At 68.1% G+C, this 25,076-nt stretch carries 22 protein-coding genes; 18 read left to right on the top strand and 4 right to left on the bottom strand.

What is annotated here, in order from left to right; all coding sequences use genetic code 11:
• Nucleotides 1-14: 14 nt before the first annotated feature.
• Complete coding sequence (gene ligA, locus QNN98_RS15225) at nt 15-2,291, top strand: NAD-dependent DNA ligase LigA (protein WP_283998194.1); 2,277 nt, start codon at nt 15-17, stop codon at nt 2,289-2,291.
• Nucleotides 2,288-3,082, top strand: coding sequence for an inositol monophosphatase family protein (locus tag QNN98_RS15220; protein ID WP_283998192.1), 795 nt, complete (start codon nt 2,288-2,290; stop codon nt 3,080-3,082). The genes ligA and QNN98_RS15220 overlap by 4 nt, the downstream gene beginning before the upstream one ends.
• 14 nt (nt 3,083-3,096) lie before the next feature.
• On the opposite strand, the gene QNN98_RS15215 is transcribed toward QNN98_RS15220, so the two are convergent.
• The gene (locus QNN98_RS15215; RefSeq protein ID WP_283998190.1) at nt 3,097-3,711 is read right to left on the bottom strand and encodes a GNAT family N-acetyltransferase; all 615 of its coding nucleotides are present in this window, start codon (nt 3,709-3,711) and stop codon (nt 3,097-3,099) included.
• 14 nt (nt 3,712-3,725) lie between these two features.
• Nucleotides 3,726-4,517 carry a class I SAM-dependent methyltransferase gene (locus QNN98_RS15210; protein WP_283998188.1) on the bottom strand — a complete coding sequence of 264 codons (792 nt, stop codon included), beginning with the start codon at nt 4,515-4,517 and terminating at the stop codon, nt 3,726-3,728.
• 150 nt (nt 4,518-4,667) lie between these two features.
• Between QNN98_RS15210 and QNN98_RS15205 the strand changes: the two genes are divergently transcribed.
• The 9 genes from QNN98_RS15205 to QNN98_RS15165 all read left to right on the top strand — a co-directional run bounded on the left by QNN98_RS15205 (nt 4,668) and on the right by QNN98_RS15165 (nt 13,459).
• Nucleotides 4,668-5,114: a TraR/DksA family transcriptional regulator gene (locus tag QNN98_RS15205; RefSeq protein WP_283998186.1), complete on the top strand. Its 447-nt coding sequence runs from the start codon at nt 4,668-4,670 to the stop codon at nt 5,112-5,114.
• A gap of 170 nt (nt 5,115-5,284) precedes the next feature.
• The gene (locus tag QNN98_RS15200) at nt 5,285-5,779 is read left to right on the top strand and encodes a GNAT family N-acetyltransferase (RefSeq protein WP_283998184.1); all 495 of its coding nucleotides are present in this window, start codon (nt 5,285-5,287) and stop codon (nt 5,777-5,779) included.
• A gap of 320 nt (nt 5,780-6,099) precedes the next feature.
• Entirely contained in the window at nt 6,100-6,396 is a 297-nt protein-coding gene (gatC, locus tag QNN98_RS15195; protein WP_227913903.1) for an Asp-tRNA(Asn)/Glu-tRNA(Gln) amidotransferase subunit GatC, read from the top strand.
• Between the two features lie 8 nt (nt 6,397-6,404).
• On the top strand, nt 6,405-7,907 hold the full coding sequence (gatA, locus tag QNN98_RS15190) for an Asp-tRNA(Asn)/Glu-tRNA(Gln) amidotransferase subunit GatA (RefSeq protein ID WP_227927349.1): 1,503 nt from the start codon (nt 6,405-6,407) through the stop codon (nt 7,905-7,907).
• The gene (gene gatB / locus QNN98_RS15185) at nt 7,908-9,425 is read left to right on the top strand and encodes an Asp-tRNA(Asn)/Glu-tRNA(Gln) amidotransferase subunit GatB (RefSeq protein ID WP_227927348.1); all 1,518 of its coding nucleotides are present in this window, start codon (nt 7,908-7,910) and stop codon (nt 9,423-9,425) included.
• Between the two features lie 130 nt (nt 9,426-9,555).
• Complete coding sequence (locus QNN98_RS15180; RefSeq protein WP_227927347.1) at nt 9,556-10,458, top strand: aminoglycoside phosphotransferase family protein; 903 nt, start codon at nt 9,556-9,558, stop codon at nt 10,456-10,458.
• Entirely contained in the window at nt 10,459-11,265 is an 807-nt protein-coding gene (locus QNN98_RS15175) for a hypothetical protein (protein ID WP_283998181.1), read from the top strand.
• Entirely contained in the window at nt 11,262-12,365 is a 1,104-nt protein-coding gene (locus QNN98_RS15170; protein WP_227927345.1) for an NAD(P)/FAD-dependent oxidoreductase, read from the top strand. The genes QNN98_RS15175 and QNN98_RS15170 overlap by 4 nt, the downstream gene beginning before the upstream one ends.
• Before the next feature lie 185 nt (nt 12,366-12,550).
• The gene (locus QNN98_RS15165) at nt 12,551-13,459 is read left to right on the top strand and encodes a hypothetical protein (RefSeq protein WP_283998179.1); all 909 of its coding nucleotides are present in this window, start codon (nt 12,551-12,553) and stop codon (nt 13,457-13,459) included.
• 256 nt (nt 13,460-13,715) lie between these two features.
• Here QNN98_RS15165 and QNN98_RS15160 read toward each other — a convergent pair whose 3' ends face one another.
• Nucleotides 13,716-14,006 carry an acylphosphatase gene (locus QNN98_RS15160; protein WP_227913910.1) on the bottom strand — a complete coding sequence of 97 codons (291 nt, stop codon included), beginning with the start codon at nt 14,004-14,006 and terminating at the stop codon, nt 13,716-13,718.
• Nucleotides 14,007-14,034: 28 nt separating this feature from the next.
• Nucleotides 14,035-15,603, bottom strand: a complete 1,569-nt coding sequence (gene hutH / locus QNN98_RS15155; RefSeq protein ID WP_227927343.1) for a histidine ammonia-lyase — start codon at nt 15,601-15,603, stop codon at nt 14,035-14,037.
• A 181-nt stretch (nt 15,604-15,784) separates the two neighbouring features.
• Here hutH and QNN98_RS15150 point away from each other — a divergent pair, with 181 nt between their 5' ends.
• The 7 genes from QNN98_RS15150 (at nt 15,785) to QNN98_RS15120 (ending at nt 25,019) form a co-directional block, all read left to right on the top strand.
• Nucleotides 15,785-16,609 carry an IclR family transcriptional regulator gene (locus QNN98_RS15150; protein ID WP_227913912.1) on the top strand — a complete coding sequence of 275 codons (825 nt, stop codon included), beginning with the start codon at nt 15,785-15,787 and terminating at the stop codon, nt 16,607-16,609.
• A gap of 144 nt (nt 16,610-16,753) precedes the next feature.
• Nucleotides 16,754-18,439: a urocanate hydratase gene (gene hutU, locus QNN98_RS15145; protein WP_283998175.1), complete on the top strand. Its 1,686-nt coding sequence runs from the start codon at nt 16,754-16,756 to the stop codon at nt 18,437-18,439.
• Between the two features lie 9 nt (nt 18,440-18,448).
• A complete protein-coding gene (locus tag QNN98_RS15140; protein ID WP_283998174.1) occupies nt 18,449-19,675 on the top strand; it encodes an allantoate amidohydrolase in 1,227 nt (408 codons plus the stop codon).
• Nucleotides 19,672-21,069 carry a formimidoylglutamate deiminase gene (locus QNN98_RS15135; protein WP_283998172.1) on the top strand — a complete coding sequence of 466 codons (1,398 nt, stop codon included), beginning with the start codon at nt 19,672-19,674 and terminating at the stop codon, nt 21,067-21,069. Before QNN98_RS15140 ends, QNN98_RS15135 begins: the two co-directional genes overlap by 4 nt.
• Nucleotides 21,066-22,319 carry an amidohydrolase family protein gene (locus tag QNN98_RS15130; RefSeq protein ID WP_283998170.1) on the top strand — a complete coding sequence of 418 codons (1,254 nt, stop codon included), beginning with the start codon at nt 21,066-21,068 and terminating at the stop codon, nt 22,317-22,319. Before QNN98_RS15135 ends, QNN98_RS15130 begins: the two co-directional genes overlap by 4 nt.
• Nucleotides 22,320-22,362: 43 nt before the next feature.
• The gene (locus QNN98_RS15125; RefSeq protein WP_502864774.1) at nt 22,363-23,151 is read left to right on the top strand and encodes a CPBP family intramembrane glutamic endopeptidase; all 789 of its coding nucleotides are present in this window, start codon (nt 22,363-22,365) and stop codon (nt 23,149-23,151) included.
• Nucleotides 23,152-23,177: 26 nt separating this feature from the next.
• Complete coding sequence (locus tag QNN98_RS15120; RefSeq protein WP_283998167.1) at nt 23,178-25,019, top strand: glycoside hydrolase family 2 protein; 1,842 nt, start codon at nt 23,178-23,180, stop codon at nt 25,017-25,019.
• Nucleotides 25,020-25,076: the final 57 nt, after the last annotated feature.

The raw sequence follows: 25,076 nt of genomic DNA, 5'->3' as shown, positions 1-25,076 counted from the left end.
GCAAGATTGGTTAGGTGAGCACAGCCAAGACATCCCCGGAAACCACGGACACCCAAGCCGCTGTAGAGTCGGTCAGCACCGACACCCCGCCCGCCGGGGACCTGCGCGAGGAATACCAGGCGCTCGCAGAGCAGGTGCGCCGCTACCGGTTCGCGTATTACAACGAAGACGCGCCCCTGGTTTCAGACGCTGAGTTCGACACGCTCTACCGCCGCCTGGAGGAAATCGAGGCGCTGCACCCGGAGCTGGTCACCAACGATTCACCCACCCAGGAAGTGGGCGGCGAGGTATCCGCGGCCTTCGCCCCGGTGGAACACCTGCAGCGGATGTACAGCCTCGAGGATGTTTTCTCCCTGGACGAGCTGGACGCCTGGGTCCGCAAAACCGAGTCCTCCGTGGCCAACATCGCCCCCGGCGCGAAGATCAAATGGCTCACCGAGCTGAAGATCGACGGCCTGGCTGTGAACCTGCTCTACCGCAACGGCGAACTGGTCCGGGCCGCCACCCGCGGGGACGGCACCACGGGCGAGGACATCACCCACAACGTCCTCACCATCGCCTCCATCCCGCGCACGCTGAAGGGCGAAAACCTGCCGGCGGAAATGGAAATCCGCGGCGAGGTCTTTATCCCCTCGAAGGAATTCGCGCACCTGAACGAGACCATGGTGGAGGCGGGCAAGGCGCCCTTCGCCAACCCGCGCAACGCCGCCGCGGGCTCGCTGAGGCAGAAGGATCCCGAAGTCACCGCGCGTCGCCCGCTGAGCATGTACGTGCACGGTATCGGTGCCCGCGAAGGCCTCAACGTGGCCAGCCAGTCCGAAACCTACGAACTGCTGAAGCAGTGGGGCCTGCCGACGTCGCCCTATTACAAGGTGCTGGACACCTACGAGGAAGTGCTCAAGTACATTGCCGACAACGGCGAGCACCGGCATGACCTCTCACACGAAATTGACGGCATTGTGGTCAAGGTGGACGACTTCGGACTGCAGCGCGCGCTGGGCAACACCTCCCGGGTGCCGCGCTGGTCCGTGGCCTACAAGTACCCGCCGGAGGAAGTGAACACCAAGCTGCTGGACATCCGCGTCAACGTGGGCCGCACCGGACGCGTCACCCCGTACGGGATCATGACGCCGGTGCTCGTCTCCGGCTCCACCGTGGAGATGGCCACCCTGCACAACCAGGATGTGGTGAAGGCCAAGGGCGTGAAGATCGGCGACATTGTGGTGCTGCGCAAGGCCGGCGACGTGATCCCCGAAATCGTTGGCCCCGTCGTCGCCCTCCGCGACGCGCAGGATCCGCCGGTTCGCGACTTCGTGATGCCCACGCACTGCCCTTCCTGCGGAACCGAGCTGAAGCCGGCCAAGGAAGGGGACGTGGACATCCGCTGCCCCAACGCCAAGTCCTGCCCCTCGCAGCTGCGCGAACGGGTGTTCCACCTGGCCGGCCGCGGTGCCTTCGACATTGAGGCGCTCGGTTGGGAGGCGGCGATTGCGCTCACCTCGCCCGCCGAGCCGGAAAACCCGCCGCTGACCAGTGAGGCCGGCCTGTTCGACTTGAAAGTCGAGGACCTGGCGGACGTGCGGATCGAACGGCCAAAGCGGGTCAAGGGCGTGGTGGACGGCACCGAACTGGTCCCGTACTTCTACACCAAGGGCACCGCCAAGAAACCGTCGGTTCCTTCTGCCACTACCCGCAAGCTGTTCGAGGAGCTGGAAAAGGCCAAGACCCAGCCGCTGTGGCGGGTTCTGGTGGCGCTGTCCATCCGGCATGTGGGCCCGACGGCGGCGCGTGCGCTCGCCGGGGCCTTCGGGTCCATGGAGGCGATCCGCGCTGCCACCGAAGAGCAGCTGGCACACGTCGACGGCGTCGGCCCCACCATCGCCGCCGCGCTAACGGAGTGGTTCGCCGAGGACTGGCACCGCGAGATCGTGGACGCCTGGGCCGCAGCCGGGGTGCGGATGGCCGACGAGCGCGACGAATCGATGCCCCGCACGCTGGAGGGCCTGACCGTCGTCGTCACCGGCACCCTGCCGAACTTCAGCCGCGACGAGGCCAAGGAAGCCATCCTTACCCGCGGCGGAAAGGCCTCCGGGTCGGTGTCCAAGAAGACGGACTACCTGGTGGCCGGGGAAAACGCGGGCACCAAGCTGGAGAAGGCCGAAGCCCTGGGTGTCCGGGTGCTTGACGAAGACGGTTTCCGGACGCTGCTGGCCGAAGGTTCCGTACCGCTGGACGGCGAAGAGCCCGGTGACGGGAACGCTGCCGAAGCACTGGAGGAAGGTTCCGAATGAGCCCGCTGCCGGACGACGCTGATCCGCTGGAACTGCTGGAGGTGGCCCGTGAGGCCGCCGCTGCCGGAGCTGCGGTGCTGGCCCGGCGTTCGGCTGCGGGGCTGAACCCGGTGAACAAAAGCGCCGACGGCGACTGGGTCACGGACTTCGATACCGCCGCCGAGGTGGCCGTCCGCGAGGTTTTGGCCCGGCTGCGCCCGCAGGATGTGGTGACGGGGGAGGAGCTGGAAGCAGCGGTCCCGGTCCATTCCTCCGGCATCCGGTGGTCCATCGATCCGCTGGACGGCACCACCAACTTCATCCGGAACATCGTCTACTACGCCACCTCCGTGGCTGCGGTGAACGACGACGGCGAGTGGCTGGCCGGCGTCGTCCACGCCCCTGCGCTCGTGCGCGTCTATTATGCCGCCCGTGGGCACGGTGCCTGGCTCGCTGAGCACGGCACCGTCCGGAAACTCACCGGACCGGATCCGGAGCGGGTTGGGAAGCTGTTGGGTACCGGGTTTTCCTACAACGCCTCTGTGCGCGACGAGCAGTATGCCGCGTTGCCGGGCCTCGCCGGGCAGTTCGCGGACGTGCGCCGTCTCGGTTCCGCGGCGCTGGACCTGTGCATGGTTGCCGACGGGACGCTGGATGCCTACACCGAGCGCGGATTGAATGAGTACGACTATGCCGCCGGGGCGCTGGTCGCGGAGGAGGCCGGTGTGCCGGTGCAGCGGCCCGCGAAGCCGGGCAACGATGCCGAACGCGAGGCTGCCTTCACAACGGCCGGAGCTGCGCTGCTGGGCTAAGTGTGGCGGGGCGGCTAAGTGTGGCGGGGCGGTTCCGCCACGGCACTTCCGCCGGACCGGGATGCGCGCCATTCATCGGCCAGGAGTGCGTAGCGGAGGTCATCCAGCCAGCGCCCCGAACGGTGGAGGGACCCCTGGCGGGACCACCCCTCACGCCGCATTCCCGCTTTTTCCATGACCCGCCAGGAAGCGGTGTTGTCGGCGAAACACTCCGCCACCACCCGGCGCAGGCCCAGGTCCTCAAAGCAGACGCGCAGTAGTGCGGCCACGGCTTCGCTCCCATACCCCCGCCCGGCGAACTCCGGTGCAATGACGTAGCCGATCTCCGCCTGTGTACCGCGCGCCAACTCCTCTACTTCCTGCTGCGCCCATGCGTCCTGGCGGGCAAGATATAGGTCACCGATCAGGGTTCCGGCTTGTTCCACGGCGAAGGTGGCTGTCAAATGTTCCGGCTGCCGGAGTCGCTCCACGAAGGCGTCCACGTCCGTGGGCTGGGCTGTCATCCATTGCGCCACCTCGGGCTTCCGCCGGTAGTCAAACATGCGCGGCAGGTCTTCGGCTTCGGCGGGACGGATGGTGAGGCGGGGTGTGATGACGGGCCAGCGGGGGCCGGAGGGAGTCGCGGTCATGGCACCATGATGGCCTATCCGGTTCCCCGGACGCGCCTAGTGGCTTCGGCAGCCGTCTGGCACCGGGCGGCGATGATGATCTCCCGGCTCGTCGCTTCCACAAAGGGGCCGCCGTCCCAGTCCCCGTACCAGTCCGTGGAGCTGAAGCCGGCTTCCTGCAGCAGCCGTCCCAGGAGATCCGCGGGCGGGAATTTGAGGGTGCTTCGGCTGGCGAACGGTTCACCGTCGGATAGGAACGTGGTGCGGTCCTCGAAGATGACCACCGCGCCGTCGCTCTCTTCCTGCACCGAGATCAACTCCCACTCCACCTCGAGGGTCCCGGCGGAAGACTCCTGGCGCTCCGGTCCGGAGCGGCCGGAGTCCCACTCCAGCCACGCCTTGGCTGCCGGGTTCCTGGACTCAAAATAGAAGATGCCGCCGGGGACCAGGCGGGACCTGATGGCAACGAGCGTTGCAAGCATCTCCGCCTCGGTGAGCAGGCACTGGAAGGCGTGGCCGGTCATCACGGCTGCGTCAAAGGGTCCTGCCGGCAGGTCCTCAGCCGTCCCGGGGAGCCAGGTCACCAGGTCGGATCCCGGCCGGGACCGTGCGGCGTCCAGCATGCCGTGGGCGGGATCTATGCCCGTCACCGTGTGCCCCGCCTGCGTCAGCTCGACGGCGAAGCTGCCGGTTCCGCAGCCAACATCGGCGATCCGCAGCGGTTCCGTGCCCAGCAGCCCCGCATAAAAGTCGGTGTCCCACCGGCCGGCATTGTCCTCGTCGTAAAGCGCAACGAGGCGCGGCTCGTTGTAGTGTGCGTCAACCATGGATCCCCTTGTTCCTCCTCCGGATAGCCGGAAGCCTACCGGGATTAAGCCCTGAGGAAAGACCACTCTCCCCAGGCCGGGTTTCCCAGCCGAAGCGCGGATAATCTATGCGACGCATCCCGTGCAGCATCGACTCACAGGAGGTACCCCGTGCCCCGCAAAACAACCACCGCTCCGCGGGAAACCGTGCGGACGGAGCCCGTGTCCGCCCCGGCACTGCCTCGGGTGCAAACACCGCCGGAGCTGGACACCGCCTATTTCGCGACCCTGATCGATGAACGCATCGGCCGGACGCGGGAACAGATCGACACCTTGAACGCCGTCATCCGGGAAGTGACGTTGGCGGCAAAGGACATCCCTGCTGACGACGAACATGATCCCGAGGGCACCACGGTGTCGGTGGAACGCGCCAACGAAGTGGCCCTGCTGGCGGCAGCGGAAACGTCGCTGATCGAACTGCTCGATGCCAGGGTTCGGCTGGATGCCGGCGCCTACGGCATCTGCGAACGCTGCGGAAATCCCATACCGGCGGCCCGGCTGGAGATCCGTCCGGAAACGCGTTTCTGCGTCAGTTGCGCCGCCGCCCGCCGCCGGTGAGCAACCGGTGAGCAACCGGTAATCAACCGGCGAACAACCGGTAAACCCGCGCTAACGGATACAGGCGTTTTCCAGTGATGTGCGTACCCTCACCCCGGTCCGGAAACGGAGCGGGGTGAGGGTAGAATCTACGTGCACTTCAACTAGAGACGTAAGGATTCGTAACGCGCATGAGCATCACCATCCGGCTTGCCACCGAGGTTGATTTTGAAGATATCCGCCGGATCACCCGTGAGGCTTACCTGCACGGCAATCACATCGAGGCCGACAACCCCTACGTCAAGGAACTCGAAAACGTCGAGGACCGCGCCAAGCACACCGAACTGTGGGTGGCGGAACGGGACGGAAAGGTGGCAGCCTCCGCGGCCATCACCTACGCCGGCCAGCCCTACACCGACATCGCCATTGAGGGCGAGCTGGAATTCCGGATGCTCGCCGTCGACCCCGCCGTGCAGCGCGGAGGAGTGGGCCGCGCCCTGGTTAACGCCATCATCGACTACGCCCGGAACAAGGACGGCATCGAGGCAGTGAGCCTGACCAGCATGACCACCATGCTGAACGCCCACGCCCTCTACCTGTCCCTGGGCTTTGTCCGGGTGCCGGAGCGGGACTGGACCGTTCCCGGCGAAGACTACATTCTCTGGGTCTTCCGCAAGGCTGTCTAACCGTCCTTGCCCGCGGGGCCAGCCGCTCCAGCGCCCGACGGCGGCGGGGCGGCTTTCGCGTATCCCTGCCCGGCGACGGGCCGCGCCGGATGCGGTGCCTTGTGTACAGCTGATGCGGGCTACGGCTCCGCCAGGCAGCATCTGCTGTACGGGAGATGAGCCCGACTCAGCATCTGCTGTACGGGAGATGAGCCCGACCCAGCATCTGCTGCACGGGAGTGTGTGGCGGCGGCCTCCATGGGCGGCCGCCGAACGCCGTAGACTGGAACGGATACCGGTTTCATACCGAAACGTTCCTTTAGAAGACGCATGGGAGACTCATGTCTGAGATCAATCGTGAGGCTGTGGCGCATCTGGCGCGGCTGGCCCACATTGAGATGACCAACGACGAGCTGGACAAGATGGCCGGCGAACTCGATGTCATCGTGGATTCGATCAAATCCGTAAGCGAAGTTGCCGGCGAAGACATCCCGGCAACCTCCCACCCCATCCCGCTGACCAACGTCTTCCGCGAGGACGTTGTGGGGCAGACGCTGACCAATGACGAAGCCCTGTCCGGCGCTCCCGACAATGCCGCCGGCCGCTTCAAGGTCCCTGCCATCCTGGATGAGGAGTAAAAACTTCCATGAGTGAACTGATTACATCTTCCGCCGCGCAACTGGCCGCCAAGCTGGCCGCCCGCGAGGTCACCGCCGTCGAGGTCACCCAGGCGCACCTGGACCGCATCAGCGAGGTGGACGGCGCCGTCAACGCCTTCCTGCACGTCAACACGGACGAGGCACTGCAGGTAGCCGCCGACGTCGACAAGGCCCGCGCCGCCGGCGAGCAGCTGCACGAACTGGCCGGCGTTCCCATTGCCATCAAGGACCTGATTGTCACCAAGGGCCAGCCCACCACGGCCGGTTCCAAGATGCTCGAGGGCTGGATGAGCCCGTACGACGCCACGGTCATCTCGAAGATCCGGGCCGCACGGATGCCGATGCTCGGCAAGACCAACCTGGACGAGTTCGCGATGGGCTCCTCCACGGAGCACTCCGCCTACGGCCCCACCCGCAACCCGTGGGACCTGGACCGGATCCCCGGCGGATCCGGCGGCGGATCCGCGGCCGCTGTCGCCGCCTTCGAAGCACCGCTGGCACTGGGCACCGACACCGGCGGATCCATCCGCCAGCCGGCCGCCGTCACCGGCTCCGTGGGCGTCAAGCCCACCTACGGCGGCGTCTCCCGCTACGGGGCGATCGCCATGGCCTCCTCGCTGGACCAGATCGGCCCGGTATCCCGCACCGTGCTGGACGCCGCCCTGCTGCAGGAAGTCATCGGCGGCCACGACCCCCGCGACTCCACATCCCTGACGGACCCCGTGGGTTCCCTGGCCGACGCCGCCCGCAACGGCAACGTCGCCGGAATGCGCATCGGCGTCATCAAGGAACTGCAGGGTGAAGGCTACGAGGCAGGCATCCAGGCCCGCTTCAACGAATCGCTGGACATGCTTCGGGACGCGGGAGCGGAAATCGTCGAGGTTTCCTGCCCCAACTTCAAGTACGCGCTGGGCGCCTACTACCTGATCATGCCGTCCGAGGCTTCCTCGAACCTGGCCAAGTACGACGGCGTCCGGTACGGCATGCGTGAGCTGCCCGCCGAGCCGCCGCTGACCATTGAACGCGTTATGGGTGCCACCCGCGCCGCCGGCTTCGGCGACGAAGTCAAGCGCCGCATCATCCTGGGCACCTACGCCCTGTCCGCAGGCTACTACGACGCCTACTACGGTTCGGCCCAGAAGGTGCGCACCCTGATCCAGCGCGACTTCGACGCCGCGTTCGCGCAGGCCGACGTGCTGATTTCCCCCACCTCGCCCAACACGGCCTTCCGGCTCGGCGAAAAGCTGGACGATCCGCTGGCCATGTACCTGAACGACGTCGCCACCATCCCGGCCAACATGGCCGGCGTCCCGGGCATCTCGATTCCCGGCGGCCTGTCCGACGGACTGCCCGTCGGTATCCAGTTCCTGGCCCCCGCCCGTGAAGACATCCGCCTCTACCGCGCCGGCGCCGCCCTTGAGGGCATGCTGGAGCAGAAGTGGGGCGGTCCGCTGCTGGCCCAGGCACCCGTACTCGGAGGAGTGAAGTAAATGTCCGTCCACATCCAGGATGAAACCCTGTCCTTCGAAGAGGCCATTCAGAAGTACGATCCGGTGCTGGGGTTCGAGGTCCACGTGGAGCTGAACACCAAAACCAAAATGTTCTCCGATGCCCCGAACATCTTCGGCGACGAGCCCAACACCGCCGTCACCCCGGTGGACCTGGGCATGCCCGGCGTGCTGCCGGTCGTGAACAAAAAGGCCGTGGAGTACTCGATCCTGATCGGCCTGGCGCTGAACTGCAAGATCGCCGAATCCTGCACCTTCGCCCGGAAGCAGTACTTCTACCCGGACACGCCCAAGAACTTCCAGACCTCGCAGTACGAAGATCCCATTGCGTACGACGGCTACCTGGACATTGAGCTGGAGGACGGCACCGTCTTCCGGGTCGAGATTGAGCGTGCCCACATGGAAGAGGACGCCGGCAAGCTGACCCACATGGGCGGCGCTGCAGGCCGCATCCAGGGCGCGGACTTCTCGCTGGTGGACTACAATCGCGCCGGTGTGCCGCTGGTGGAGATTGTCACCAAGCCGATTGAAGGCGCCGGTTCCCGGGCCCCCGAGCTGGCGAAGGCCTACGTGGCCGCCATCCGGGAAATCGTGAAGAACCTGGGCGTTTCCGACGCCAAGATGGAACGCGGCAACGTGCGCTGCGATGCCAACGTCTCGCTGCGCCCGTACGGCCAGGAAAAGTTCGGCACGCGCTCCGAAACGAAGAACGTGAACTCGCTGCGCGCCGTCGAACGCGCTGTCCGCTTCGAAATCCAGCGCCACGCCGCCGTCCTGGACTCCGGCAACACGATTGTCCAGGAAACCCGGCACTGGCACGAGGACACCCGCTCCACCACCTCGGGCCGGCCGAAGTCCGACGCCGATGACTACCGCTACTTCCCGGAGCCCGATCTGGTTCCCGTGGTCACGTCCAAGGAATGGATCGAAGAGCTGCGGGCGCAGCTGCCCGAGCCGCCGGCCGAGCGCCGCAAGCGGCTCAAGGAAGAGTGGGGCTACTCCGACGCCGAGTTCCGCGACGTCGTCAATGCCGGCGTCATGGAGGCCATCGAGGAAACCATCGCCGCCGGAGCCTCCGCACAGGTGGCCCGCAAGTGGTGGATGGGTGAAGTGGCCCGCCGGGCCAAGGAAGCCGAAGTGGATCCGGTGGACGTAGGCGTCACGCCGGAACTGATCGTTGAACTGGACCGCCTGGTCCAGGCCGGCAAGATCAACGACAAGCTGGCCCGCCAGGTGCTCGACGGCGTCCTCGCCGGCGAAGGCACCCCGGAGGAAGTCATCGAAAAGCGCGGCCTCGCCGTCGTTTCCGACGACGGCCCCCTGCTCGAAGCCATCGACGCCGCCCTCGCGGCCCAGCCCGACGTCGCGGACAAGATCCGCGGCGGCAAGGTCCAGGCCGTCGGCGCCATCGTGGGCGGAGTCATGAAGGCCACCCGCGGCCAGGCCGACGCAGGCCGTGTGCGCGAACTGATCCTGGAACGCCTGGGCGTACAGGGCTAACACCCGGTATCCGTCCGTTCCGGACCCCGGCAGGCATTCCGCCTGCCGGGGTCCGTCGGGTTAACGGGAGGAATGCGGCGGCCGCGTCACCAACGTGACCGTCGACACAGCTGCCGGGTACTCTGGCGGCATGGCCAACCTTCCCGCTGCCGATATTGCAGCCGACCCCGCCCTGGTCCGGCAGCTGGTGCAGGAACAGCGTCCGGATCTCTCCGGTCTGGAACTCCGGCAGGAGGGCAGCGGCTGGGACAACCACATCTACCGGCTCGGCACCGACTACGCCATCCGGCTCCCGCGCCGGCGGTCCGCAGTCGGACTGACCGCCAACGAACAGCGCTGGCTGCCGGAACTGACGGCGGACGTTCCGGTGCCGACGTCGGCCCCCGTCTTCTGCGGCACGGCGTGCGAGCTGTACCCGTGGCCGTGGAGCATCACCCGCTGGTTCGACGGACAGGACGTCTCCCTGCAGCCGCGGGACCGCAACGTTGCCCTGGCCACCGGGCTCGCCGGCTTCCTCAACGCGTTCCACCGGCCGGCGCCGGCGGACTACCCGCGCAATCCGTACCGCGGCGGCCCGCTGTCCAGCCGGTATGAGTCGGTGCTGCAGCGGCTGGACTCCGGTATGGTCCCGCATGCGGCCCGGGTCCGGGAGCTATGGGACGAGGCACAGCAGATCCAGGCCTGGCCAGGCCCGCCGCTGTGGTTGCACGGTGACCTGCATGCCGCGAATCTCGTCTCCAAAGACGAGGCGCTGCAGGCGGTCATTGATTTCGGGGACATGACCGCCGGGGATCCGGCCACCGACCTGGCCACCGCCTGGCTGGTGTTCGACGCCGATGGCCGGTCCGCGTTCCGCAACGCCCTGGGCCGGCAGTACGCAGCCGATCCTTACATCTGGGACCGCGCCCGGGGCTGGGCGATCTGCATTGCCACCATCCTGCTGGCCAATTCCGACGACGCCCCGGGCCTGAACCTGGTGGGCTCGGAAACCCTGATGGAAATCCTCACCGGCGACCGCGAAGAGACGGACTAGATGGCGACCTGGCGGAACGCGGTCCGCATTTCGGTTGAGGGCGACGGCCATGTGCAGGAAGATATCTGCGGTTATGCCGGAGCGAGTGCCTGGGTGGTGGACGGTGCGACGCCGCTGCTGCCGCAGCTCGGACTGCCCGGACCCTCGGACCCCTCCTGGTATGCGCGCCGGCTGGATCTGCTGCTGACCGAAGCCGCCGCGGCTCCGGAGGCCGGGCACGGCGCCGGATCGGGGGAGCAGGTACTGGCCGATGCACTGGCCCGGATGGATGCCCTGGCGCAGGAGGTGGCAGGGGAGGAGCGGGCCAGGTTCCCGTCCGCAGCCATCTGTCTGGCGCAGCTGACCGAGGACGGCGTGGAGATCGTGGCCTTGGCGGACTGCCATGCGGTGGTGGAACTCGAGGACGCCTCCCTGGTCCACGTCACCCACGAGCCCGCAGACCTGCGGGTGCTGCACTTTGACGATGCCGCAGGCGAACGGGAGCAGTTGATCCGGGACAGGGAACTGCGCAACACTCCCGGACGGCTGTGGGTGGCCCGCCGGGAGCCGGAAGCGGCCCGGCATGCCCGCACAGTGCAGCTGCCCGCACCCCGGCGCGTTGTCCTGGCCTCCGACGGCGCGTGGCGGGCAGTGGACCTGGGCATAGTGGACGGTGCGGGCGGCTTCCTGCACGCCTGCCGCTCCGCCGTCGCCGCGCAGGAGATGCTGCTGGAGCTGCGCCGCCGGCAGCGTGAAACCGGCGAGAGCGCGGACGACGCAACCCTTATTACCGTGGAACGGATCGACGCAGCAGAAAGGCTCCCGTGACCGCAGCGGCAGAACACCTCACCTCCGACATCCTGGTTATTGGCGGCGGGATCGCCGGCCTCTCGTTGGCAGCAGAACTTGCTGCCGGCCACGGTGCGGCCGTGGTGCTGGCAGAGGCTGAACCCACGCTGGGCTACCACACGTCCTCCCGCTCGGCGCGGCAGCTGATCCCCAGCTACGGACCGCAGGTGGTCCAGGACCTGACCCTGCGTACGCTTGCGCTGATCCGGGCGGCCGAAGCCGGACTGCCGCAGCCCATCCTCACGCCCCGGAGCTTCCTGCTGGTGGGCGATGAAGAAGCCGTGCGGGACGGGGCCAGCTCGCACATGCATCCCGTGATGCCCGCCGAGGCACTGGCCCTGGCACCGGAATTGAAGCCCGGATCCTTCACGGCCGCAGGTCTGGACACCACCTCGGTGGCCTGCAATACAGATGCCCTGCTGGAGTACCACCGCGCCCGCCTGCTGGCAGCCGGCGGACAGGTGGTCACCGGCCGGCGGGTCGATGCCGCACGCCGGGCGGCCGACGGGGCCTGGATGGTTTCGGCCGAGGAGACGCGGTTCACCGCGCCTGTGGTGGTCAACTCAGCCGGAGCATGGGCCGACGGCGTCGCCGGTCTTTTCGGGGCCCGCCCCCAGGGGCTCACTCCCTACCGGAGGACGGCCGCCGTCGTCGACGTCGAACGGCCGCTGGAGCCGGGAGCGCCCATGGTGGCCGACGCCGCTGACCGCTTCTACTACCGGCCCGAAGGCACCCGGGTGCTGATCTCGCCGTCGGAAAGCGAGCCCAGCGTTCCGGAGGACGCCCGGCACCGTCCGGAGGACGTGCAGGCCCTGATCGACTTGGTGAACAGCGTCACCACCATGGGTATCTCGGCCGTGTTCCGGGCCTGGACCGGGCTGCGGACGGAAGCGGCCGACGGCGTGCCCGTAGTCGGCTGGGATGCTGCGGTTCCGGGGTTGTTCTGGCTGGCCGGCCAGGGCGGTTACGGCTTCCAAACATCGTCCGCTATTGCCGAATTGGCAGCCGGGATCATCAGCGGTGCGGCCGGGGAAAACAGTGCCTCCCGGGCCCTCAGCCCCGCCCGGCACAAAGTGTGACGAAGATCTCACTGCTTGGCACGTAACGAATCAGCCAAGGGCCGCCCGTATGGTCTTTAGGCGGCCGATCGATGCCTAGAGTTGTAGTACCAAGCTTCTCCGGCCGAAACTCCGGAACATCTCCAAAATCAGTGCCCGAAAGGTCAGTCTCAGTGCCAGAATTCTTGCCGCCAAAAGTCGTTGGTGTGCAGCAGCGTCCGCTCTACATCCGGGTCCGTTCCATCCTGACAATTCTTAGTACGCTGTGGCTGATTGCGGCCGTCATCGGGCTGGGGTTCTTTTCCGGCGGCACCACCTCCCTGGCCTTCTCACTGATCCTGCTCTACACCACCGGCGGTGCCCTGCTCGTAGTGGTCTCGGCAATCTACCGGTTCGTCACCCGGGCGGCACGCCAGCGCGTTGAAACCGTTCCCGAAGACAACGCCGCAGCCGTTTTCGTTGACACCACCCGGTCTGCCACCGAGGAAATCATGGCCGCGCTGCGGCCTGCAGCTCCTGCCGGCCGCCCCGCCGTGCGCATGCCGCAGAATGTAGACGCCCTGGACGTGGCCGCAGCCCTCGCGGCACGAACCGCTGCCCTGACCGCAGCCGCCGTGGCCGAGAAGTCCGCTGTAGCCGCCGCTGCCATGGTTGCGCCGGCCAAGACCGCAACCAAATCGGCGGTCAACAAGTCCGCTACCAAAAAGAAGTCCGGCCCGAAGCAGCCCGCCCAGCCGCAGAAAGCCCAGGCAGGCAAGTCCCGCCCCGCCGCTTCGCGCGCTGCCGGAAGCCCGGCAAACACTGCGCCGAAGAAGACCGCCGGAGGCAAGAAGTCCGGTTCGGCCGGCAAAGGTGCAGGATCCGGTGCCGCTGCAGGAAACGCCAAAGCGTCCGCTGCGCCTTCCCCGGTAAAAGCTTCCCCGGTAAAAGGAGGGGCAACCGGCTCCGCAGGAACCGCCGCAGGGAAGGCGCCGCTGATGAACGTTCCGGGAATCCGTACCGCCCAGCAGGATGTATTGCCGCGCCTTTCCGGCGCCCCGGCCTGCGGGCTCACGGCAGCCCCGGACCGTGCCGCTACAGTGGCCCGGCTCCGCGAATTGGTTTCGGCGGCCTAAGCGCGCAGCACAGTCCCGGACCCCTTCGGATACTCAGGTAGTTGTCAGGTTCTCTTCAGCACCTACCCAGACGGGCCGCTTATCGTAATTAGTACCTCATAAGGGTGCGAGTGATGAATGGACCGAGTAGTGACCGGTCCGGACGCCGGCAGACTAGGGTTGTTTCCCCCCAACCAACCCCAAGTCTGCCGGCGTTTTCCTTTTAACTTTTGGTTCCCCGGGGCTTACCTATGGGGGCAGGCCCGGTGCCGGGAACCTATTGTGCCCGGAACTCCCGGAATTCCGCGGTGGCCTCGGAAAACCGTTCTTCCACCCCGGTTACCGCCCCGGGCGCCTCGGGACCCTGAAGGAATGCCCGCAGCCCGTCCAGGGCCGGGCCGCTGCCCTCGGCAATCACCAGTACCGAGCCGTCCCGGTTATTGGACACCACTCCCGTGAGGCCAAGCCGCGTGGCCTGCTGCATGGTCCGGTAGCGGAATCCCACTCCCTGCACCTCACCGGTGACGACGGCGGTAAGCCGGCGGGTCTGTTCCTGTTCCTGATTCATCCGCCCAGCGTAGTCCCGGCGGAGCAGCTCACAGCAGGCCGGCTCCGATCCGTTCCTCCGCGGCGGCCAGCAAAGAGCCGTCGTCGACCAGGACCCGCACCGCTTCAATCTCGGGTGCCAGGTAACGGTCCGGGCCCGGCCCCGGAACCACGGCACGGATGGCAGAGCGCACGGCCGTAACGGCAGGAGCCGAACGAGGGGCGGCCAGGCCGCCGTCGCGCATGTCCAGGGCCCGGGCCGAGGTCAGCAGTTCGATGGCCAGCACCCGGGTCAGTCCGTCCAGGGAGCGGCGCAGCTTCAGGCCGGCCGCCCAGCCCATGGACACGTGGTCCTCCTGCATGGCGGAGGAAGGAATGGAGTCAACCGACGCGGGCACGGCCAGGCGCTTGAGTTCGGACACTATGCCGGCCTGCGTGTACTGGGCGATCATGTGGCCGGAATCCACTCCCGGATCATGGGCCAGGAAGGCGTTGAGGCCGTGGCTGCGGGACCGGTCCAGGAAACGGTCGGTGCGCCGCTCGCTCATGGACGCCACGTCCGCAACGGCGATGGCCAGGAAATCCAGCACATAGGCTACCGGGGCGCCGTGGAAGTTGCCGTTCGATTCCAGCCGTCCGTCCACGGTCACCACGGGGTTGTCGATGGCCGAGGCACGCTCCGCGCCAGCCACCGATTCGGCGTGGCCCAGGGTGGACCGGGCCGCGCCGTGCACCTGCGGGGCGCAGCGCAGCGAGTAGGCATCCTGCACCCGGGTGAAGCCGCCGGTCTTCTGTTCTTCGATCAGGGCCGACCCGGCCAGGACCGCCCGGATGTTCGCGGCGGACTCGCCCTGTCCGGACTGGGGCCGCAGCGCCTGGAGGTCCGCAGCGAACACGGCATCGCTGCCCAGCAAGCCCTCAACGCTCATTGCCGCCGCCAGGTCCGCGATGGCCAGCAGCCGGTGCAGGTCCGCAATAGCCAGCGTCAGCATCCCCAGCATGCCGTCGGTGCCGTTGATCAGCGCCAGGCCTTCCTTTTCCTGCAGCAGGACCGGTTCCAGGCCGGCCTCGGCCAAACCGGCGGCTGCGGGAACCAGGCGGCCGTCCCGGGTGCGGACCTCGCCCTCGCCCATCAGCGCCAGGGCGCAGTGGGACAGGGGCGCCAGGTCGCCGGAGCATCCCAGTGAGCCGTACTCACCCACCACGGGGGTGATCCCGGCATTCAGGAGACCGGCATAGGCGAGCGCCACCTCCGGGCGGACGCCGGTGCGGCCGGTGGCCAAGGTGGAGAGGCGGTTGAGCATCAAGGCCCGGATGACCTCGCGGTCCACTTCCGCACCGGACGACGCCGCATGGCTGCGGATCAGGGAGCGCTGCAGCTGGGTGCGCTGCTCCGGCGGGATCTGCTTGACCGCCAGGGCGCCAAAACCGGTGGATACCCCGTAATGCGGTTTCTCGTCTGCGGCGAGGCTTTCAATCACACCGCGTGAGGATGCCATCGCGGCCAGGGCCTCGGGGGAGAGGGCAACCTCTGCGCCCCCGCGGGCCACGGCCACGATGTCTCCGCCGCTCAGCGGACCGGTCCCCAGTTCAACGGCCGCCCGGGAAATGATGTCCATGTATCTCCGTCCTCGCGGAGAAAACTCTCCGTCATCCACATTGCCGGTGCATTCCTGTCCCGGCACCTCTGTTCCAGCATGCCTGTACCGGCACCTCTATCCCAGCACCAGTTCGGTGCCGAGCCTACCTCCGGGCAGGATTGTGTTTCTGGGATACCAGACGCTGCCCTAGACTCGGCGCATGTCCGCCAGCTATTCGCGCGTCCAGGTTCCCGCTGCGGCCCAGGTCCTGGCCATCCTCCGTTATCTGGGTACCCAGGCCGGGCCGGTGAGTGCCGCCGCCGTCGCCCGGGACCTGTCCCTGCCGCGGTCCACCACGTACCACCTGCTCGCCGCCCTGGCCGCGGACGGTTTCGCCGTCCACCTGCCCGAGGAACGCAAGTACGCCCTGGGCGCCACCGCCCACGAGTTGGGGACCGGCTATGCCAGGCAGGCACCGCTGCAGCGTATCGGACGGTTTCCGCTGCGGAAACTGGCCGCGCAGTGCCGCGCTACAGCGCATCTGGCGGTGCTGCAGGGCACCGATGTGATCTATGTGGTCGAAGAACGGGCGCCCCGGCAGCCACCGCTTGTGACCGACGCCGGTGTGCGGCTTCCGGCCCACCGCACCGCCAGCGGCAGGGCGCTGCTGGGGCAGATGACCGGTGCCCAGCTCAGGGCGCTGTATCCGGATCCTGCGGCGGTGCGTTCCTCCCGCGCCGGTGGAACGGGCCTGCCCGGCCTGCTGGCACAGATGCGGGAGCGCGGTTATGCCTGGGAAGAGAACGAGGTTACGGAGGGATTCTCCTCCCTTGCCGTGCCGGTGCTGGACCGGGCCGGACATGCCGTTGCCAGCGTTACCGTGACCGCAGACAACCGGGACCACGCTCCGGCTGGCCGGACGGACGGGGAAACGGCGGAGGGAACCGGTGGCAGCCTGGCCGTTCTGGCCGAACGCCACCTGCCGGGCCTAACCCGCTGCGCTGCCGAAATTTCCCGGCGGCTGGGCGGCACCGCCAGGGCCTAGCTGCCGCGACGGCACGGCGGTTCAGGCGGACTGGTCGACGGTCCAGCCTGGACGGGTCGAGGGCCAGCCGGGACAGGTCTGGTATCCCAGACATTGCCGCCGGAGCGGGACCCGGTCCGGGCCCCCTCGGTTACGGTCGGGGCTATGGCAACCACCTCCGATCCGGCCCGGCTGATCCGGGCACCGCGCGGCACCGCACTGACGGCCAAGAGCTGGCAGACCGAGGCGCCCCTGCGCATGCTGATGAACAACCTGGACCCCGAAGTGGCCGAACGGCCTGCAGACCTGGTGGTCTACGGCGGCACCGGCCGGGCAGCGCGCAGCTGGGAAGCCTATGACGCGATCATCCGCACCCTGGCCACGCTGGCGGATGACGAGACCATGCTGGTCCAGTCCGGCAAACCCGTAGGCGTGTTCCGCACGCACGAGTGGGCACCGCGGGTCCTGATCGCCAACTCCAACCTGGTGGGGGACTGGGCCACCTGGCCAGAGTTCCGCCGGCTGGAGGCAGAGGGGCTGATGATGTACGGGCAGATGACTGCCGGATCCTGGATCTACATCGGCACCCAGGGCATCCTGCAGGGCACCTACGAGACCTTCGGCGCCGTCGCCCGCAAACTGTTCAAGGATGAAAACGCCACCCTGGCCGGCACCCTGACCCTGACCGGCGGCTGCGGCGGCATGGGAGGGGCACAGCCGCTGGCAGTGACCCTGAACGGGGGAGCGGTGCTGATTGTCGACGTCGACGAAACCCGCCTCCGCCGCCGGGCCGGCAAACGGTACCTGCAGGAGGTGGAGACGGACCTGGACACCGCCGTCGCCAAGGTGATGGCAGCCAAGGCGGAGAAGCGGGCGCTGTCCGTGGGGCTGGTGGGAAACGCCGCGGAAGTCTTCGAAGAACTGCTGCGCCGGCAGCAGGCCGGAGAGATCAGCGTGGACATCGTCACGGACCAGACCTCCGCACACGATCCGCTGAGCTACCTGCCGGCCGGAATGCCAGTGGAACACTGGGCCGCGGAGGCTGCTGCGGACCCCGAGGGCTTCACCAAGAAGGCCCGCGAATCCATGGCCCGCCATGTTGCGGCCATGGTGGGTTTCCAAGACGCCGGTGCCGAGGTGTTCGACTACGGCAACTCCATCCGCGACGAGGCACGCCAGGGCGGTTATGCCCGTGCGTTTGAGTTTCCGGGCTTCGTTCCCGCCTACATCCGCCCGCTCTTCTGCGAGGGGATGGGACCGTTCCGCTGGGTGGCGCTCTCCGGTGATCCGCAGGACATTGCGGTCACGGACGCGGCCATGAAGGAGCTCTTCCCGGAGAACACCCGCCTGCACCGCTGGCTCGACGCCGCCGCGGAGCACGTCGAGTTCGAAGGACTGCCCGCCCGCATCTGCTGGCTGGGCTACGGGGACCGGGCCAAGGCCGGATTGCTGTTCAACTCCCTGGTCGCCGAAGGCAAGGTCAGCGCCCCGATCGTCATTGGCCGCGACCACCTGGATTCCGGTTCGGTCGCGTCCCCGTACCGGGAGACCGAGGCCATGGCGGACGGGTCAGACGCCGTCGCGGACTGGCCCCTGCTCAACGCCCTGCTCAACACGGCCTCCGGCGCCACCTGGGTATCACTGCACCACGGCGGCGGCGTGGGCATCGGCCGGTCCATCCACGCCGGCCAGGTGGGCGTGGCTGACGGCACCGAACTGGCCGCCCGGAAGCTGGAAACGCTGCTGACCAATGATCCGGGTACCGGGGTGATCCGCCACGCCGACGCCGGGTACGACCAGGCGAACCGGGTTGCCGAGGAGCGCGGTATCCGGATCCCCATGAACGAATAGGCCGGGCCGATGAGGGATAGGTACACGGACAAGATCATCCCCAGCGTCACTTCCCTGCTTGGGTCCATCCAGGACGTTGGCCGGGACCCCCGCCGGGGCGGCTACTCGCGCCCCGTGTTTTCCACCGCGGAGCTGGACCTGCGCGGGTGGTTTGCCACGGAGGCGGAACGGCGCGGCCTGCCGGTGGAAACCGACCGCAACGGGATCCTCTGGGCCTGGTGGGGGCAACCGCAGGAAGGCGCCCTGGTTACCGGCAGCCACCTGGATTCCGTGCCCGGCGGCGGAGCCTTCGACGGACCACTGGGAGTGGCCTCGGCGCTCGCCGCCGTCGACATCCTGCGCAGCCGCGGCGTCGAGCCCCGCCGCTCCCTGGCCATTGCCGTGTTCCCGGAAGAGGAAGGGTCCCGCTTCGGTGTGGCCTGCCTGGGTTCGCGCCTGCTCACCGGCGAGATCGACCCGGACAAGGCACGGAACCTGCGCGACGCAGACGGCACCACCTTCGCCGAAGCAGCCCGCGCCAACGGGCTGGACCCGGAGCTGCTGGGCAGGGACGGGCAGGCCCTTGCCCGCATCGGGGACTTTGTGGAACTGCATGTGGAGCAGGGCAGGGGGCTGGGCGACGGCGGTCCGGCAGTCGCCGTCGGCGGGTCCGTCCTGGGCCACGGCCGCTGGCGGATGAGCATAACCGGGCAGGGCAACCACGCCGGAACCACTGCGATGGCGGACCGCGCAGATCCCATGGTGGCCGCCGCGCAGATCATCCTCGCGGTGCAGCAGGCCGCGTCCGGCGTGGAAGGCGCCCGGGCCACGGTGGGACGGATCGAACCCGTGCCCGGCGGCACCAACGTCATCGCCTCCCGGGTGGATCTGTGGCTGGACGCCCGGCACCCGCAGGACGCCGCCGCGCTGGACCTGGTGGATACCATCCACGGCAAGGCGCAGAAGATCGCCGCGTTCGAGGGCTGCACCGTTTCCCTGTCCCGGGAATCCTGGACCGGGACCACGGACTTCGACGCCGAACTGCGGCGCAGCCTGGAGCTGTCGCTGCCGGGGGCGCCCGTGCTGCCCACCGGTGCCGGGCACGACGCCGGGATCCTTGCCGGGCACGTGCCCGCCGGCATGCTGTTTGTCCGCAATCCCACCGGGATCAGCCACTCGCCGGAGGAGTACGTGGAGGAGGCCGACGCCGACGCCGGAGCGGCGGTCCTGGCGGATGTGCTGCAGGACCTGCTGTGAGTGCGCCGGACCGGCAGGCGTCCTTCTGGTGCGAGCAGGGCTGGATCAACGGGGGCGTTGTTGGCGGTGTCCGGCTGGAGGTCGATGCCTTGGGAACAGTGACACGCTCCGAAACCGGCGTCCCGGCCCGCGCAGGTGACTGCCGGCTGGCCGGAGTGACGTTCCCGGCGGCGTCGAATGCCCACTCCCATGCCTTCCACCGGATCCTGCGCGGCCGCACGCACGACGCCGGCACGGGCAGCTTCTGGACCTGGCGCGAGCAGATGTACGAGGCGGCCGCCACACTGACCCCGGACCTGTACGGGCAGCTTGCTACGGCGGTGTTCACGGAAATGGTGGTCACCGGCTGGACCTCGGTGGCCGAGTTCCACTATGTCCACCACCGGCCGGACGGCAGCCCCTACGGGCAGGCGCATGCCATGGAGCGTGCCCTGGCACGGGCAGCCGTCGCCGCAGGCATCCGGCTGACGCTTCTGGATACCTGTTATCTGGCCGGCGGGTTCGGCGCGCCGCTCACCCGGGGCCAGCTGCGGTTCGGTGACCGCGACGGCGCTGCCTGGCTGCAGCGGCTGGCCTCCCTCCGGGAAGCGTTCGCGGAAGAATTCGATCCGGCACAGGTCAGCGTTGCCGCTGCGCTGCACTCCGTGCGCGGTGTTCCGGAGGAGGAACTGGAACTGATCTCCCGGAACCTTCCCGCGGACCTGCCGCTGCACATCCACCTCTCCGAACAGCCAGCCGAGAACGAAGCCTGTGTAGCAGCCACCGGACTCACCCCGGCACTGCTGCTGGCCAAGCACGGGCTGGTGACCCGGCGGCTATCGGCGGTTCATGCCACCCATCTGGGTGCCGAAGACATCACGGTCCTCGGCAATGCCGGCGCAACTGTGGTTCTGTGTCCCACTACGGAGGCGGACCTGGCTGACGGGATCGGCCCCGCGGCACAGCTGCGCGCTGCGGGTGCCCGGATCGCGCTGGGCACCGACCAGCACGCCGTCGTTGATCCCTGGCTGGAGATGCGGGCGCTGGAACACGGGGAACGCCTCCGCTCCGGGAAACGCGGCCGCTTTGCCCCGGCGGATTTGCACACTGCCGCTTCCCGTGCCGGAGCAGAAGCGCAGGGACGGCCGTCGCCCGGGCTGGCCGTCGGACAAACCTGTGATCTGATGTCAGTGGATCCAGGAACCATCCGTACCGCCGGTTCGGAGGCGGGCCAGCTGGCACTTACCGCTACGGCCGCGGATGTGCACACCGTCGTCGTCGGCGGCCGCATCCTGGCCCGGAACGGGCTGCACACCCGCCTGGGCGACCCGGCCGTTCTGCTGTCAGCCGCCGTCGCCGCCGTGGACTCGTCCCGGCACCGCACGCCACCCGCCGCAACCACGAAAGACTCATGAGCGCATCCACCCAGCCCACGGCAGCAACACTGATCACCAACATCGGCGAGCTCTCCACCCAGGACCAGTCCCGAGGAGCGGACGGTTCCGTGCTGCGGGATGCCGCCGTGGTGTTTGAGGGAGAACGGATCAGCTGGATCGGTGCGGCCTCGGCGGCGCCGGCCGCTGATGTGGTGGTCGACGCCGGCGGACGGGCGGGGTTGCCGGGATGGGTGGACTCCCACACGCACCTGGTTTTTGCAGGGGACCGCGGCGCGGAGTTCGAGGCGCGCATGGCGGGAGAGGCCTACGCCGCCGGCGGCATCGCCGTCACCACCGGCGCCACCCGGGACGCCTCGGATTACGAGCTGACCAGGCTGCTGCTGGCACGCGTTGCCGAGGCCGCAGCCGGCGGCACTACATATTTGGAAACCAAGACCGGCTACGGTCTGGGTGTGGAGGAAGAGCGGCGGCACGCCCGGATTGCGTCCACGGTTGCGAACCAGGTGACCTACCTGGGCGCGCATCTGGTTCCGGCCGGCGCTGATGCAGAGGAATACACGGACCTGGTCTGCACCGGCATGCTCGAAGCCGTGCTGCCGTATGTGCAGTGGGCCGATGTCTTTTGCGAGGTGGGCGCCTTTACCGAGGATCAGTCCCGCCGGGTGCTGCAGGCCTGCCGCGACGCCGGCCTGGGGCTGCGGGTGCACGGCAACCAGCTGGGCCACGGTGCCGGGGTGCGCCTGGCCGTCGAGTTCGGGGCGGCAAGCGTGGATCACGTGAATTACCTGACGAACGAGGACATCGATGCCCTTGCCGGGACGTGGGCACAATGGAACGGCGTTGGGCTTGGTGCTCCCGGTGTCCCCGGAACGGTGGCCACCTGCCTGCCCGCGTGCGACCTGTCCACCCGTGCACCACTGGCTCCGGCACGGCAGCTGCTGGATGCCGGCGTGCAGGTGGCACTCGCCTCCAACTGCAATCCGGGCACTTCCTACACCAGCTCGATGAACTTTTGCGTGGCCACGGCCGTGCTGCAGATGGGCCTTACCGTCCAGGAGGCGCTCCGGGCCGCCACCTTCGGCGGAGCCCTGGCCCTTCGGATGCACACCGGGAAAGAACGGGACGGGCAGCGGGCGGTGGGGTCGCTCGCCGTCGGGCACCGTGCGGATTTGCAGCTGCTGAACGCGCCCTCCGCGGCTCACCTGGCCTACCGGCCCGGCATGCCGCTCACGGGTGCGGTGTGGCGGGCCGGGCAGCAGGTGCGCTGAGCCACGGGGCGGAGCATGCACTTCGTCCGGCAGAATGGACACCATGCGTGCTGCCTCCCCTTCCGCCCCGGCCGGTTCACTGGATCCCCGGGCCCGGCGGATGCTGGTCTTCGAAATCCTGATTGTGCTCGGACTGTCCCTGGGCAGGTCCGGGGTTTACGCCGTCGTCGAGCTGATCGAAAAGGCGACTGAAGCGCCCCTGAGCGGGCAGACCACCACCTTGAATCCGGTGCTGGACGAGCAGCCCTGGTTCGATCTGGTGTACCAGCTGCTGGGGATCTTCTTCTCCCTGGTTCCGGTGGCGCTGGTGCTCTTCCTGCTGACCGAACCCGGTAAGTCGGCTTTCCTCCGGATCGGGTTCACCTTCGAGAAGCCGCTGCGCGATTTCCTGCTGGGGGTGGGGCTGGCGGCAGTGATCTGCGTCGGAACCCTGGGCGTGTATGCGGCCGGCCGGGCGCTGGGGATCACCACCGCGCTGGTTCCCGCTGCGCTGGACACTTACTGGTGGACGCTGCCGGTGCTCATCCTCTCCGCCGTGCGGCACGCGGTGCTCGAAGAGGTGGTTGTGGTGGGCTACCTGTTCACCCGGCTGCGGCAGCTGGGCTGGGGTGCCCCGGCGATCATCCTCACCAGCGCCCTGATCCGCGGCAGCTACCACCTGTACCAGGGCATCGGCCCCGGGATAGGCAATTTCCTGATGGGCCTGCTCTTCGGTGCGGTCTACGTCAAAACCCGGCGCGTGATGCCGCTGGTGATTGCCCACGCACTGGTGGACATCACGGGCTTTGTCGGGTTCGCGCTGTTCGGCCCGGCCATCGGCATCGGCAACTGAGAATGGCATCTGGAGATGGAGACACTGTGGCACTGCTGACCGCCTGGGGATCGGCCCTGGACCCGGACGCGGTGCTCCAGGAATACCCGCGCCCGCAGCTGGTCCGGGACAGCTACCTCAACCTCAACGGGTACTGGGAGTACGCCGTGACCCCCGCCGCGGTGCAACAGCCGCCGGACACATGGGAGGGGCAAATCCTGGTGCCCTTTTCTCCGGAGGCCCCGTTGTCCGGCGTCGGCCGCCAGTTGCAGCCCGACCAGGCGCTTTGGTACCGCCGGACGGTCCGGCTGCCCGAGGGGTTCGCCGGCGAGCGGGTGCTGCTGCACTTCGGTGCCGTGGACCAGAGCTGCACGGTAACGGTTAACGGGATACCGGTGGGCGGCCACGTGGGCGGCTACCTGCCGTTCACGCTGGACGTCACCGATGCCCTGGTCCCGGAAGGGGAGTTCGGGCAGTCCGGGCAGGAAATTGTGGTCCGCGTCCGGGACATCAGTGACACCGGATACCACAGCCGCGGCAAGCAAAAGCTGGACCGCGGCGGGATCTGGTACACCGCCCAGTCCGGCATCTGGCAGACCGTGTGGCTGGAGTCGGTGCCGCGGATCAGCGTTGGGCGGCTGGCGCTGGTCCCTGACCTCGAGTCTGTGGACGTTACGGTGCTGCTCGACGGCGGTGCCGGGCCGGGTGCAGGGGAAGGCGGATCGGTGGACGTTTCGGAAGGCCGAGGCCCGGACCTGACCGCCCTCGTTACCCTCTCCGCCGGCGGACGCACCGTGGCCGAGGCCGCCGTCGTACCCGGTGTGCCCTCGCGTATCCGCGTGCCGGACCCGCACCTGTGGACCCCCGATGACCCGTTCCTGTACGACGTTGAGGTGCGGCTGCTCGACGGCGGCCGCGAAGTGGACCGGGTGCAAAGCTACACCGGGCTGCGGACCGTCGGCATGGGACCCGATGCGAAGGGGCGGCAGCGGCTGCTGCTCAACGGCCGTCCGTACTTCCATGCCGGGCTGCTGGACCAGGGCTACTGGCCGGACGGGCTGTACACGGCGCCGTCGGACGCGGCGCTCGCCTCAGACATCCGCCGCGCCAAGGACCTGGGCTTCACCATGCTGCGCAAGCACATCAAGATTGAGCCGCTGCGCTGGTATTACCACTGCGACCGGCTGGGGATCCTCGTCTGGCAGGACCTGGTCAACGGCGGCAGCACCTACCGGAACTCGGTGATCAGGCCGCCGGCGGCCGGGGCGCCGCACCGCAGCGACGACGCGTACTTGGTTTTCGGACGGGACGACGAGCAGGGGCGCCAAGAGTTTCTGGCCGAACTGCGCGGCACCGTGGAACTGCTGCAGAACGCGGTATCCCTGGCCGTCTGGGTTCCGTTCAACGAGGGCTGGGGCCAGTTTGACGCCAATGCCGCCGCTCACCTGCTGCGCCGGCTGGACCCCACCCGCACCATCGACCACGCCAGCGGCTGGCATGACCAGGGCGGGGGAGACCTGAAGAGCGTGCACGTCTACGTGGTGCCGTTCCGGCTGCGGAAGGGCTGGCTGCGGGGCGGCCGCGCCGTCGTACTGTCCGAATACGGCGGCTACAGCCTGCGCATCCCGGGCCACACGTTCAACGCCAAGGAGCACGGTTACCGGAGCTTCCGGAGCCGCGCGGCTCTGAAACGGGCGTACCGGCGGCTGATGCTGCGGCAGATCGAACCCGCGGTGGCCCGCGGCCTGGCGGCCACGGTCTACACCCAGCTGACCGACGTCGAGGACGAGGACAACGGCCTGCTCACCTATGACCGGGCCGTGCTGAAGATCGATGCCGGCACGGTGCGGGAGCTCAACGCCCGGCTGATCCGCGCTGCGTGTTCCTAGTTAGAGAAATCGACCGGTTTGGGAAATCCCTGCCACGGCGCAGCGGAGGGATTTCCC

This window comes from Arthrobacter sp. zg-Y1143 (genome assembly GCF_030125565.1).
Taxonomy (GTDB): Bacteria; Actinomycetota; Actinomycetes; order Actinomycetales; family Micrococcaceae; genus Arthrobacter_B.
The sequence above is the reverse complement of the archived record's forward strand: the minus strand, read 5'-3'. Positions and strand labels throughout refer to the sequence as shown.

Bases quoted from the DNA above. Each gene is read 5' to 3' on its own strand.
- QNN98_RS15215 (WP_283998190.1), bottom strand. From the start codon at position 3,711: ATGACCGCGACTCCCTCCGGCCCCCGCTGGCCCGTCATCACACCCCGC.
- QNN98_RS15220 (WP_283998192.1), top strand. From the start codon at position 2,288: ATGAGCCCGCTGCCGGACGACGCTGATCCGCTGGAACTGCTGGAGGTG.
- QNN98_RS15200 (WP_283998184.1), top strand. From the start codon at position 5,285: ATGAGCATCACCATCCGGCTTGCCACCGAGGTTGATTTTGAAGATATC.
- QNN98_RS15180 (WP_227927347.1), top strand. From the start codon at position 9,556: ATGGCCAACCTTCCCGCTGCCGATATTGCAGCCGACCCCGCCCTGGTC.
- hutH (WP_227927343.1), bottom strand. From the start codon at position 15,603: ATGGACATCATTTCCCGGGCGGCCGTTGAACTGGGGACCGGTCCGCTG.
- QNN98_RS15140 (WP_283998174.1), top strand. From the start codon at position 18,449: ATGAGGGATAGGTACACGGACAAGATCATCCCCAGCGTCACTTCCCTG.
- gatA (WP_227927349.1), top strand. From the start codon at position 6,405: ATGAGTGAACTGATTACATCTTCCGCCGCGCAACTGGCCGCCAAGCTG.
- QNN98_RS15160 (WP_227913910.1), bottom strand. From the start codon at position 14,006: ATGAATCAGGAACAGGAACAGACCCGCCGGCTTACCGCCGTCGTCACC.
- hutU (WP_283998175.1), top strand. From the start codon at position 16,754: ATGGCAACCACCTCCGATCCGGCCCGGCTGATCCGGGCACCGCGCGGC.
- QNN98_RS15175 (WP_283998181.1), top strand. From the start codon at position 10,459: ATGGCGACCTGGCGGAACGCGGTCCGCATTTCGGTTGAGGGCGACGGC.
- QNN98_RS15130 (WP_283998170.1), top strand. From the start codon at position 21,066: ATGAGCGCATCCACCCAGCCCACGGCAGCAACACTGATCACCAACATC.
- gatB (WP_227927348.1), top strand. From the start codon at position 7,908: ATGTCCGTCCACATCCAGGATGAAACCCTGTCCTTCGAAGAGGCCATT.
- gatC (WP_227913903.1), top strand. From the start codon at position 6,100: ATGTCTGAGATCAATCGTGAGGCTGTGGCGCATCTGGCGCGGCTGGCC.
- QNN98_RS15125 (WP_502864774.1), top strand. From the start codon at position 22,363: ATGCGTGCTGCCTCCCCTTCCGCCCCGGCCGGTTCACTGGATCCCCGG.
- QNN98_RS15210 (WP_283998188.1), bottom strand. From the start codon at position 4,517: ATGGTTGACGCACACTACAACGAGCCGCGCCTCGTTGCGCTTTACGAC.
- QNN98_RS15150 (WP_227913912.1), top strand. From the start codon at position 15,785: ATGTCCGCCAGCTATTCGCGCGTCCAGGTTCCCGCTGCGGCCCAGGTC.